The organism is Gottfriedia luciferensis (genome assembly GCF_001712755.1).
Taxonomy (GTDB): Bacteria; Bacillota; Bacilli; order Bacillales; family Bacillaceae_G; genus Gottfriedia; species Gottfriedia luciferensis_B.
Map to the genome: position 1 here is coordinate 72,939 of NZ_MDKC01000004.1, position 12,629 is coordinate 85,567.

A 12,629-nucleotide genomic window follows, 5' to 3' on the forward strand; every position below is an offset into this window, starting at 1 on the left:
AATATGTAAAGAATAAAATATACACTCGATTATGGAGAGTAAGAATGAAGTATTTTTATAATAAACTTAATCGCTATGTTACGGAACTTTTTCAAGGGGGAATATAATTGAATATAACAAATGTTTTAATTATCCTTGGATTCATTTTTTTTGCCTTACTACTTTTGGTTTTAATAATAGGTACACTCTATTTGTTTTTTATAGATCGAAGACAAAAGCAGCATCCAATACTCCGTAATTATCCAGTAATAGGACGAGTTAGGTACTTCTTAGAAACTATTGGTCCTGAGCTACGTCAGTATTTATTTAACAATGACCTAGAAGGTAAACCTTTTTCTAGAGAAGAATATGAGCATATTGTCAAAAAAGCAAAATATAAACGGGATGTCCTTGGGTTTGGGTCTAAAAGAGACTTTGAAGAAAAAGGATATTATATTAGAAATTCAATGTTTCCAAAACTGTCAGAAGAATTAAAAATGGACCAGCAAATAAACGTAACAACAAACCGATATTTATTGATTAAAGAGCCTTTGTTTACACAGAAGGAAGAAAGATTAGAGGAAAATGATTCACTTGCATTTTTGTTAGATGATAGTGATGCAATTGTGATAGGTAAAAACACGAGGTATCCTTTTATTGTAAAAGGCCAGATTGGTATGTCTGCTATGAGCTACGGTTCCTTAGGTGAAAATGCTATTACTGCACTCTCAGAGGGATTAGCAATTGCGAAAGGGACATGGATGAATACAGGTGAGGGTGGTTTGTCTGAATACCATCTAAAGGGTGGCGTTGATATTATCATGCAAATTGGTCCAGGTTTATTCGGGGTAAGAGATAAAGAGGGGAATTTTAATTGGGATGCCTTGAAAGAAAAAAGTAAAATTCCTGAAGTGAAAGCTTTTGAACTTAAATTAGCTCAAGGTGCCAAAACACGTGGTGGGCATATTGATGGGGAAAAGGTAACAGAGGAAATTGCAAGGATAAGAATGGTAGAACCATATAAATCTATTGATAGCCCTAATCGTTTTCGAGAGTTTCAGGACTTTCCTTCCTTGTTTGACTTTATGGAACAAATTCGAGAACAAACTGGAAAACCAGTAGGAATGAAAGTAGTTATTGGAAGTGGTCACGAAGCTGATGAATTAGCAAAACATATAAAAAGTACTGGGAAGGGTCCTGACTTTATTACTGTAGATGGTGGTGAAGGGGGGACAGGTGCGACATACCAGGAACTGGCGGATAGTGTAGGGTTGCCAATTAAATCTGCATTACCTTTAATGGATCATGCTTTAAGAAAATATGGCGTACGTGACCAAGTTAAAATAATAGCTTCAGGAAAATTATTTTCCCCAGATCGAGTAGCAATTGCACTAGCAATGGGGGCTGACCTTGTTAATATCGCAAGAGGATTTATGATTACGATTGGTTGTATTCAAGCATTAAAATGCCACTCCAATGCTTGTCCAGTTGGTGTAGCCACAACAGATCCTGATTTACAAAAAGCCCTCGTCATTGATGAAAAAAAATATCGAACAGCAAATTATCTAATTTCAATGCGTGAAGGTTTATTTCGGTTAGCTGCCGCCGCAGGATTGGATTCCCCTGCCCACTTTCAAAGTGAGCATGTCGTTTATAAAGATGAAAAAGGGAAAGTGTGGTCACTGAAGGAAATTTATCAATCATTGGTAGAAAAAGTAGATTAAAATAGTACCTTTAAAACGTTTTCGGTGCTAGTTCGGACTTTATCATAAAGGTGAACAATGAAAGACTACTTAGGTAGTCTTTTTGTGTGTCAGGTAGTCGCAATGGGGGCTGACCTAGTCAGTGCCCTTCATTTATTTTATTAGACTAAAGAAAACACTTCGGTGTAACGACTGGATGAAAGATAATTTTCACCTGAAAATTTTTAAGCCGTGCTTATAGCCTATTCCGCAAACTCCCAAGTCTACATATATTATAAAGATTCAAAAGCCCAAGATTGCTAAATAAGTTATTCAAAAGGGAGGAAGGTTAATATGAATTTCTACAACCATGTACCTTATTTTTACAATGATTATTATAGAAATCCACAGCAAGCTGTAAATCCACAACAAATTCTAACAGTAATAAACCCAGTTGTTAGCCATGGATTAAAAGAAGCACAACATCTTGGTTATCAACATGCATTAACAGAAGCAGTTGCTATAGGTTACTTGATGGGAAAAGGTTACGATTATAATACTGCTTGGAAAACTGTTGAATCTTGGTGGAGCCCACCGGGAACGCCTACACCTACTCCATATTAAAATTAAAAAAGTTATTTTTATCATAGCTAAAGAGAATTTTTTGAGGAATCATTAATTTAGGAGATTCCTTTTTTTGTGTTTGTTGAGCTTTATAAATAATTCTTCATTTAGTAATTAGGGCTCTATTATAGTACGTATGTAAAGTATAATTAATTTAGATGTACAAAAAAATCGACTGCAAAGTCGATTTTTTAAATGAGATAAATGGTAGGTATTTTGAAGAAGGTATTTGTAAACGAATATTGAATGATTAGTTACATATGCAAAAAATGTAAAATTTTAGATTTAAATCAATACGAAGGAGGAATCTACCTTGAGCGAACTTGAACTGATTAATACATACAAAAACGAGCTTCAAAATTACTCTATAGAACAGTTAAGGTTTAAATCTGAAGAAGAGGTTTGGTCTATTGGTCAAATGTATGACCATTTAATCATTTGTGCCCATGAATATCTAGATAACATGGAAATTTGCGCCACCTTAAATGATGAACAACCACTTGGAAAAACGGAATTTGGTGAGAAGTTATATAAGATTGGGGGATTTCCACCGATTAAAATCAGATTACCAGATGAACTAAATGATCCACCTAATAATTCAGATAGCAAGGATGAGCTTATCAGCAGAATTAATCAAGTAATTTTAAGGTTGAGCCAATGGGAATCGAAAGTGGATAGTATAAATCCTAATTATAAAGTCAAGCATGGAGGGTTCGGTTGGCTAAATGCAAGGGAATGGTATGATTTGGTTTATATGCATTTTCGTCATCACTTGCGCCAAAAAAATGAATTAGAACAAAGGCTTGTTAAATGACGGGCATTCTTTAAGCTAACCTATATAAAAATTTTAGGTTTACGAGAAAAAAGGAATTTAATATAGATAGAAATATAAATAAAACAAAAAGACAAATAATAATAGGGAGTAAACAATGAATAAAAACCGGTTGGAAGCTTTTAGTGATGGTGTACTTGCAATCATTATTACAATAATGGTCCTAGAAATTAAAATTCCTCAAAGTCCAAATATAAAAGACTTATTACAACTTTTCCCAACCTTTCTTAGTTATTTACTTAGTTTCATTTATGTTGGTATTTACTGGAACAACCACCATCACATGATACACACTTTACAAAGGGTGACAGGATCAATTATGTGGGCAAATCTTCATTTGCTTTTCTGGTTATCCTTAATTCCATTTGCCTCTGGTTGGATGGGAGAAAACCATTATAAGCCTTATCCGACAATGCTTTATGGTGTAATACTCTTAATGGCCGCAATAGCTTACTCTATATTGCAGGGTATCATTATCAAAAAAGAAGGAAAGAATTCAAAGTTAAAACAAGCAATAGGTAACGATTGGAAAGGAAAAGCTTCAGTGGTTTGTTACTTATCTGCAGTTTGCACGTCTTTAATCTGGCCCTGGTTCGCTCAAATAATTTATGTAATCGTGGCAATTATGTGGTTATTACCGGATCGTCGAATTGAGAAGGTTATGCAAAGTAAGTAAACAAAAAGTGCTTTTTAATTCATTTATAAAAAGTGAGGGAGTTATCTATGATGATAAAAGGTTTCGGGGGAATATTTTGGAGGACTAAAAATCTGGATGCTTTAACAAAATGGTACAGTAAAGTGCTGAATGTAGAAATAGAAAACTGGAATGGGACTATTATTAAACCGGACTCTGAAAATGAAACGATCTTTTCGTTCTTTACGGAAGAAGACAGTTATTTTCCAACAGAACAGCAAGTGATGTTAAATTTCCAAGTTTATAATTTAGACGAGACGATTAAGCATCTTGAAAAAGTGGGTGTACCTCTAGCAAAGGAAAAAGAGATTAGTGATTATGGTAAGTTTGCTTGGATTAAAGATCCAGAAGGTAGATTGGTTGAACTTTGGGAGAAATAATCTGAGATAAAAAAGGGTTGCTGCGGCGATCCTTTTTTCTTTTTTGTACAAATAGGCATTTTAGCTTAACAAGGTATAAAAAGATTCTCCATAGAATATTAGTTTTTAGTAACTCTATATTAAGTGATTACCTAAAGGAGAAAACTATGTCAGACTTATTTATTTTTTTGCCACTTTTCATTCTTATTATTGTAATAGCTATTATTGTCTTCTTAATTAATAAATTTGCAAAGAAAAAGAATAAAAGCACAGGAAGAATTGTTGTAACTATCTTATTGTTATATGTCACTTTAAATTTAATAATGGGCGTTATTACTTATTTTAAAGGACCATAGTCAACGATTACATACACTAGCAACTGAAGTAGGGTTACATAACAGAGATTGACTCATGCCCCCTTTATGAGCAAGTAATATTGAACAACTTGCTTTTCAAAATCAACTAGGAAGAGAACAATCATAATGGTCATTTTTTGGCCCAGCATTTTTAATCAAAAGACATATTAGTTTCTTTAAGTAGTAAAATAGTTTACAATTTAGTAGTTGAATTGTAATTTAAGTAATATACATAAAATTAAATGACCATAGATCGCTGAGTTTTAGTTGAGTGTTTCTTCTATTATTGAGGACATTCAATTTTGAAGCGGGGGAACCAATTTTTGTGCAATTGTACTTTGGGGTGAATCCTTTTTAGGTAGGGCTACTTTTTAGGTCCGAATCCGACAGCTAACCTCGTAGGCGTGTAGGGAGAAGGTTTCCAAAATGATGTCTTATTAAGGCACTGGAGATTTTCCTAGTGTCTTTTTTGCATTCAATTTTGATAAAGTAAGTGGGGGTTATGAAATGCTAGAAATGTATATATTTGGCGGGATTCTTATTTTAACTATGTTAATAGCAGTATTTATGACTCGTAAGGATTCTGTAGTAGATGATGAAAATGGAAAATATAAATGTGGAAAGTCCGGGAATAGGAAGAGAATCGTTAGAGAGAGAAAATCAGGTAAAGTCGTGAGAATAGATTGATTAGTATTGTAGAAAATCGCGAATTTAAATAGGAAACTTCCTTAAGAGAGTGGTCAATTAAGCCATTCTCTTTTTTATATAGTTAGTTTAGGTTTCATAATTCATATTTAGTTCATAATGAGTTTATATAATATGTACATAATTATTTGTAAATGTAAGTAGGTGAATTTATTGAATCATGTAAATGTATTGGTTGTCGATGATGATGCAAATATTCGGGAGTTAATCTCTATATTTTTAAGTGGTGAAGGCTATACAGTTATTGAGGCTGAAAATGGTCAAGAAGCATTAACATTATTGGAAGAAAATAATATTCAAATAGTAGTAGTTGATGTGATGATGCCTGAAGTAGATGGTTATGAGCTGACTAAAGAGGTTAAAAAGTATTATGATATTCCGATTTTAATGGTTACTGCAAAAGGTGAATCTCAAGATAAATTAAAAGGCTTTGATCTTGGAGTAGATGATTATGTTGTTAAGCCTTTTGATCCTTTGGAAATCGTAGCCCGTGTAAAAGCTCTATTAAGAAGATTTCAATTGCTATCTGATAAAAATATTTTTGTAGGTAATTTAACGATCAATCAAATTAAATATGAAATTTCGGCGAATGATCAATCGATTACATTACCATTAAAGGAATTCGAATTATTGTTGAAGCTTGCAAGTCAAGCTGGAAGAATCTTTACGAGAAATGATTTGATTGAGCAAATATGGGGACTGGATTATGAAGGAGATGAACGCACAGTTGATGTGCATATAAAAAGAGTACGTGAGCGACTAAGAGAGATAAAGGCTACTGTCGAAATCGTTACAATAAGAGGTTTAGGTTATAAATTAGAGGAAAATCACGCATGAAAAGCATGTATACAAGATTGGTTTTAATCTTTATTTCAGTTATTTTGTTGAGTTTAGTTATTACTTTTTTTATCGCTTCAAAATACTTTATAAAACATGTTGAAACAGAGGTACAAGGTGATTTAATTGATGTTGGAGAAAATTTTATTTCCATCTATTCTAAACAAGATAATCAAAATGGAGTAGATGCGACCTTACAAATTCTTAGTAAAAATTTTTATCTATCACTGTATGATGAGTCCGGTAAAATTGTTTTGAAAAATACCGCACTAAAAAAGAAGAACATAAAAAAAGAACAAATATTAAGTGTACTAAACAAAAGAGATGTTCAAACAAAAGGATATCTCATCGGTCTACCTTTTGAAAAAGATGGTCATCGATATGCTTTATTTATTCAGCCCAATATTGATCGTGGGTTCTTTAAAATGCGGAGAGTTTTATTTTTTAGTTTGCTTACAACTTTAATCATTGGGTCAGTAACATTTTTATTTGTTGCTAAGTTACTAGTAAAGCCAGTTAAAGAGCTAATACGTGCCACAAAAGAACTGGCTAAAGGCAACTATGACGTTCAAGTAACGATTAAACGTAAGGATGAAATTGGACTACTCGCTTCAAACTTTAATCTGATGACGAATAAATTAAACAATCTAGAAGAAATGAGAAGTGAATTTGTGTCAAATGTTTCTCATGAAATTCAATCACCGTTAACATCGATTAAGGGTTTTGCAAAGGTTTTAAGAAATAAGCAGTTAGCTGAAGAGAAAAAAGAACATTATTTATCCATTATTGAAGAAGAGAGTGAACGTCTTTCTATGATGAGTGAAAGATTATTAAAGCTAGCTTCATTAGATTCTGAGCAACACCCATTCCAGCCAACGACTTACAAATTAGATGAACAAATTCGAAAAATTATTTTGGCATTAGAGCCACATTGGGAAAGTAATAAGCTTCAATTAGTTTTAAATTTACCACAAACAGAAATAGTAGCAGATCGTTTACTACTTGAACAAGTATGGATTAATTTACTTCAAAATGCGATTAAGTTCTCAAGTATAGCTGGGTATATTAAAGTAGATGTTTTAGAACTAGATCATACTATTCACGTCCTCATAAGCGATAGTGGGCTAGGAATAAGTCAAGATGATATTGATCGGATATTTGAACGCTTTTATCAAGCTGACCGTTCTAGAAATAAAAAAGGAACCGGGCTTGGGCTTTCGATTGTACAAAAAATTATTGAAATACATCATGGGAAAATAGAAGTTGAAAGTGTTGTTGGTAAAGGAACTAGCTTTACGATTATCCTTCCGAAAAACTTGTAAACTTAAAAAGTTCAAATTATGTTCTTAATTGTTCATATTCTGTTCATATAGATTTGATAAACTAATCACGTATTAGAATTGTAACGAATCGAAAGGGGAAATAGATATATTATGTTTGCAGGCTTAACGAAATTAAGTTTGAAGAACACAATATCAGTTATTATATTAAGTGTTCTTGTTTTAATAGGGGGAATATATTCTGCCCAAAAAATACAAATTGAAACATTTCCTGATGTTTCATTTCCAGCTGTTGCAGTACAGGTAGTATACCCTGGTGCATCATCTGAGGATATAGAAACTGAGGTCACTAAACCAATCGAATCAGGTTTAATGAAGCTTGAAAACTATGATCAGTTAACAAGTACTTCAAGTGAAAATATGGCTTCAATCTTTATGATTTATCCTTTTGGAACGGATATGGATAAAATTGAAAAAGACGTTGATAATGTAATCAATAAAACAAAGTTACCTGATAAAGCAGAAGCGACAGTTCAACGTATTGCGATGGATTCTGCTCCTATTTATCAAGTTGCAATTGCAAATAACGGTCAAGAAAAAGATTTACAACAATCAATTGAAAAAGATTTACTTCCTCAAATTAAAAAAATCACTGGTGTTAGTGATGTAAGTCTTCAAGGAACAAAGGATGAAGAAATTCAAATTGTTGTAGATAATAAAAAAGCAGAAGAAAAAGGGATATCTTTAGATACAATTAAAACGGCAATTCAAGGTCTAGATTATGCAGTGCCATTAGGATCTGTTGAGAATAATGGAAAAACAGTTTCTGTTCGAATGAAAGGTACATTAAACTCAGTCGATCAAATCAAAAAAACAGTTTTATCTAGTGCAGCTGCTCAAAGTACACAAATGGGTACGATGACTCAAGGTGCACAACTAGGTAGAGGTGCTGGACAAGCACAAACAGTAACGCCAAAAAATGTTACTGTTGCTGACATTGCAGATGTAAAAGTAGTTTCGGTTCAAGACCAAATTTCTAGATATAATGGTAAAGAAAGTTATATTTTATCAGTTTCTCAAACACAAGATTCAAATACAGCGGATGTAGCAACATCTGTTAAAAAAGAAATTAAATCATTTAAGAAAGACAATAATGTAGAAACACATGTCATTATGGATAACGGTAAAGAAATCGAGAAATCCGTTAGTTCTTTAATTAAAGAAGGTCTATTAGGTGCGTTATTTACAGTAGTCGTTATTCTGTTATTCTTAAGAAACATTAGAGCGACAATCATTTCAATTTTATCATTACCAATTTCAATCTTTGCAACAATATCAGTATTAAATTCATTAGGTTATACATTGAACATTATGACTTTAGGTGGTCTAGTTGTTGCAATTGGACGTATTGTTGATGATAGTATCGTTGTAATTGAAAATATATACAGATGGAAACAACAAAAGGGTAATCAATATAAGAAAAAAGAGATGGCATTATATGCAACTAAAGAAGTAATTGGTGCCATTGCATCATCTACATTTGCAACTGTAGTAGTATTTTTACCTTTAGCATTTGTAAGTGGTATTATTGGAGAATTCTTTAGACCATTTGCTATTTCAGTAGTCGTTTCGATTTTAACTTCTCTAATTGTTGCGATCATTTTAATTCCAACATTAGGAGCAAAATTCTTATCAAAACCGTTAAAAGAACACAGTAATGATACTCGTTTTATGAGAGGTTACGAAAAGTTACTTCGTTCGGCATTAAAACGTAAATGGATTGTTATCTTATTATCTATCGTTTTATTAGCTGGTTCATTATCGATGATTCCTTTATTAGGATTCTCGTTCTTACCTGGTAGTGTAAATAAAACACTTCAAGTGACAGCAACTCTTCCATCAAATAGTACGGTGGATCAATCAAATGTAGTAGCTAAAGAATTAGAAAAATACTTTGCAAATTCAGACAAAATTGACAGTGTACAAGCTACTGTTGGTGGTAAACGTGACTTTATGATGAATATGGATGGTGGCAAAAATAAAGCAATCTTCCAAATCAATCTAAAAGACGGAAAGAACATGGATAAAGAACTTTCAAAAATCAATAAAGAAGTTCCTTCAATTGTTGATGCGAAAGTAAAAGGTACAACAATTACAGCAAAAGAACTTTCTCAAAATGGTCCTCCAACAGGGAACAATATTGATGTAAATTTATATTCTGCAAACTTTAATGATTTAAAAGATGCAGCTTCAAAAATTGAAAAAGAATTAAATAGTGATGATCGTCTGAAAAATGTTTCTAATAATTTAAAAGATGTACAACCTAAATTAGAAATTACATTAAACGATAAAGCACGCGATGAAAATATCTCAATGTTCCAAGTTATGGGAGCTATTAATGAAAAAATTAACGACGTTGAAATCGGTGATTACGATTTAAACGGCGAAACAAATAAGCTTACTGTAGGTTATAAAACTAAAGCAACTTCAAAAGAAGATATTGAAAAAATTAAGATTATGACTGCAACAGGTCCGAAAGAAATTAAAGACTATGTAACTATTTCTCAAAAGGATGCACCAGTTTCAATCAACCATGATGATGGAAAAATGTTTGCATCAGTAAGCGCAGAAGTAAAAGGTAAAGATACTGCAGCAATTACAAAAGATGTAACTAGTCATTTAAATAAAATTGATTTACCAAAAAGCGTCGATATGAAAATTGGCGGCGGTTTAGATATGATTTCAGATGGATTTAGCAGTTTAGGAATAGCGATGGTAGTTGCTGTCGGATTAGTATTCTTAATCATGAGCATGACATTTGGTGGGTTAAGAACACCGTTTGTTATTTTAACTTCTTTAATCTTCGTACCAGTCGGAGCTTTCTTAGCGCTATTTATTGGTAAGCAAACACTTTCAATGAGTGCAATGATCGGACTATTAATGTTGATCGGTATAGTAGTAACAAATGCGGTTGTATTATTAGACCGAGTTGAACATAACCGTAAAAATGGATTAGAGGTAACTGACGCATTAATTGAGGCTTCAAAGACAAGATTACGTCCAATCCTAATGACAGCATTAGCGACAATTCTTGCTTTAGTACCAATGGCCCTTTCAAATTCAACATCAGGCTTAATTTCGAAAGGATTAGCAGTAACTGTAATTGGTGGTTTAACAACTTCAACATTCTTAACACTAATCATCATTCCAGTTATTTATAAATTAGTAAGCAAAAAGAAAAAGATTGAAGAATAATTGAAGAAGAGTGCCTCACACATATAGTGGGGCACTCTTTTGTATTTAAACTAAAAAACAGGCTGTCTTATAAGATAACCTTTAGGGAAATACCTTACTAATTCCACCCCTTTGAAGCGTATCAGAGTTAATCATAAAAAGTACCATTTATTAATAATACGATATCTCCTATTGCTCCAATACATGCGAATCAAGTCAAAAACAAATCAATACCACCTCAACAAAAAAAAACGCCAATTTTTCTGTAATTTAATGGAAAAGGTGGTATTTTTTAAGTGCAATGAAGTTTCAAATGCAAGAAACATGGGTGTGTAGTAGAATTGATAGTACTGGAGGGGGATTATGAAAGAATCTATATATGTGGAAACCGAAAAAAAATTGAAATTGAATTTTGGAATTTTAAAAAAAGACATTGTACTTACCATATCACTCTTGTTAGCAATTGTAAGTTGTTTATTCCATCCACCAAAACTAGAATATATAAATTTTAAAGTATTAGTAAGTTTATTTAATCTTATGCTCGTAGTTAAGGCTCTGGAAGAACTTAAGTTATTGGATAAGTTCGCCATTTCTATACTGAGTAAATGTCATAATAGTAAAAGTGTTTCAGCAATCCTAATTTTATTATGCTTTTTTAGTTCCATGCTTGTAACGAATGATGTGGCATTAATAACATTTGTACCATTAACACTTATAATTAGTAGGATTATAGAAACTTCTATGTTAGATACTATTATATTAGAGACAATTGCGGCTAACATCGGAAGCAGCCTAACTCCAATGGGAAATCCTCAAAATCTTTTCATATTTACTTACTATGGAATAAGGCCAATACAATTTTTTACAACAATTATTCTATTAGTGGTGCTAGGAATTGTTCTGTTATTCTTTTTTAATCAGAGATTAAATAGTAAAAAATTGGAAATGGATCTTCCATATATTCCTATAAAAAATAAAAAAAAGGCAACATTATGGGGAATACTATTTGGCATTATATCTGTATCCATACTAGGTTTTTTAAGCTACAAACTTGCGTTCATCATCGCACTTTCAACCGCATGTATACTTGATATAAAATTATTGAAGAAAATTGATTATTTATTGCTTCTTACTTTTATCTGTTTTTTTATATTTATAGGAAACATATCGGAATTAAATGTAGTACACACATTTGCCATCGAAAATCTCAAAAGTCCCACATCAATCTTTTTCAGTTCCATCATTTTAAGCCAACTAATAAGCAATGTACCAGCTGCGATCTTTTTATCAAAATTCTCGGTGAATTGGCAGCCTTTATTAGTAGGTGTGAATTTAGGTGGACTTGGTACGATTGTTGCTTCCCTTGCAAGTGTAATTTCATTTAAATTTTTTATAAAGAGAGATCCACAAAAAAGTAAAATGTACCTTATAAGGTTTAGCTTTTATAACTTTTCGATTTTAGCTCTTTTAACTCTTGTTTATTATTTTGCGATGAAATATCAAAATTTCTTTTAATGCAAAGTTATAACAATCTACTTCAACAGAACCAAAAATAAAAAAAGAGCTTAGGCACAAACGCTACCTAAGCTCCATTTATTATTTAGGTTCATAATCAAAATGCAATTCATTATTTTCATTTAAAATTACACTTAAATTATAATCTTTAAAATACCATAAATCTGTTTCGTTTATAAAATAGACTACGTTATCAACCGTAATTGATTCCCCGATGTCCACAGGCTGTTCTTTTGTAACACCTAAAGAATAACCTTTATGTATTGTACTATTTCCCCCGTATCGCGCGAAAAAACGAATTGTATCTCCTTCTTTTACATTCATCTCATCTTGAAACCATTTTAATGCATCTTCGGAAATTTTAATTTTCATTGTAACCGACCTTTCTTTATCTTATAAAAATATTATAGTATGAATGTGAAAAACTATACAGAAAAGTGATGTTAAGTGCAAAAAGTGTAACTAGAATAAAGAAGAAAACCCAGATCAAAAAGGTTTTCTTCTATAATTGAAGTATTTTAAGACGGGCGTT

The 12,629-nt window shown here is 32.1% G+C and carries 12 protein-coding genes and 1 riboswitch; of the genes, 11 read left to right on the top strand and 1 reads right to left on the bottom strand.

Translation table 11 applies throughout. The features are described from left to right. Window positions 1-107 precede the first annotated feature (107 nt). The 11 genes from BED47_RS05895 (at window position 108) to BED47_RS05945 (ending at window position 12,097) form a co-directional block, all read left to right on the top strand. Window positions 108-1,703 carry an FMN-binding glutamate synthase family protein gene (locus BED47_RS05895; protein ID WP_069032846.1) on the top strand — a complete coding sequence of 532 codons (1,596 nt, stop codon included), beginning with the start codon at window positions 108-110 and terminating at the stop codon, window positions 1,701-1,703. A 312-nt stretch (window positions 1,704-2,015) separates the two neighbouring features. Beyond that, window positions 2,016-2,285: a hypothetical protein gene (locus BED47_RS05900; RefSeq protein ID WP_069032847.1), complete on the top strand. Its 270-nt coding sequence runs from the start codon at window positions 2,016-2,018 to the stop codon at window positions 2,283-2,285. 313 nt (window positions 2,286-2,598) lie between these two features. Next, window positions 2,599-3,099 carry a DinB family protein gene (locus BED47_RS05905; RefSeq protein WP_069032848.1) on the top strand — a complete coding sequence of 167 codons (501 nt, stop codon included), beginning with the start codon at window positions 2,599-2,601 and terminating at the stop codon, window positions 3,097-3,099. Window positions 3,100-3,214: 115 nt separating this feature from the next. Beyond that, entirely contained in the window at window positions 3,215-3,793 is a 579-nt protein-coding gene (locus BED47_RS05910; protein WP_069032849.1) for a TMEM175 family protein, read from the top strand. A gap of 50 nt (window positions 3,794-3,843) precedes the next feature. Then, the gene (locus tag BED47_RS05915) at window positions 3,844-4,191 is read left to right on the top strand and encodes a VOC family protein (protein WP_069032850.1); all 348 of its coding nucleotides are present in this window, start codon (window positions 3,844-3,846) and stop codon (window positions 4,189-4,191) included. A 146-nt stretch (window positions 4,192-4,337) separates the two neighbouring features. Beyond that, entirely contained in the window at window positions 4,338-4,526 is a 189-nt protein-coding gene (locus BED47_RS05920; protein WP_069032851.1) for a hypothetical protein, read from the top strand. Between the two features lie 281 nt (window positions 4,527-4,807). Next, window positions 4,808-4,945: riboswitch (cyclic di-AMP (ydaO/yuaA leader) on the top strand. Between the two features lie 88 nt (window positions 4,946-5,033). Further along, window positions 5,034-5,213 (top strand): hypothetical protein, encoded by a 180-nt coding sequence (locus tag BED47_RS05925; RefSeq protein ID WP_069032852.1) that lies wholly within the window; start codon window positions 5,034-5,036, stop codon window positions 5,211-5,213. Between the two features lie 171 nt (window positions 5,214-5,384). Next, the gene (locus BED47_RS05930; protein ID WP_069032853.1) at window positions 5,385-6,068 is read left to right on the top strand and encodes a response regulator transcription factor; all 684 of its coding nucleotides are present in this window, start codon (window positions 5,385-5,387) and stop codon (window positions 6,066-6,068) included. Continuing rightward, a complete protein-coding gene (locus BED47_RS05935; protein WP_069032854.1) occupies window positions 6,065-7,390 on the top strand; it encodes a sensor histidine kinase in 1,326 nt (441 codons plus the stop codon). Before BED47_RS05930 ends, BED47_RS05935 begins: the two co-directional genes overlap by 4 nt. 111 nt (window positions 7,391-7,501) lie before the next feature. Next, window positions 7,502-10,603 (top strand): efflux RND transporter permease subunit, encoded by a 3,102-nt coding sequence (locus BED47_RS05940; protein ID WP_069032855.1) that lies wholly within the window; start codon window positions 7,502-7,504, stop codon window positions 10,601-10,603. Between the two features lie 342 nt (window positions 10,604-10,945). Further along, window positions 10,946-12,097 carry an SLC13 family permease gene (locus BED47_RS05945; protein WP_069032856.1) on the top strand — a complete coding sequence of 384 codons (1,152 nt, stop codon included), beginning with the start codon at window positions 10,946-10,948 and terminating at the stop codon, window positions 12,095-12,097. 81 nt (window positions 12,098-12,178) lie between these two features. Here BED47_RS05945 and BED47_RS05950 read toward each other — a convergent pair whose 3' ends face one another. Continuing rightward, on the bottom strand, window positions 12,179-12,469 hold the full coding sequence (locus BED47_RS05950) for a HesB/YadR/YfhF family protein (protein ID WP_069032857.1): 291 nt from the start codon (window positions 12,467-12,469) through the stop codon (window positions 12,179-12,181). Window positions 12,470-12,629: the final 160 nt, after the last annotated feature.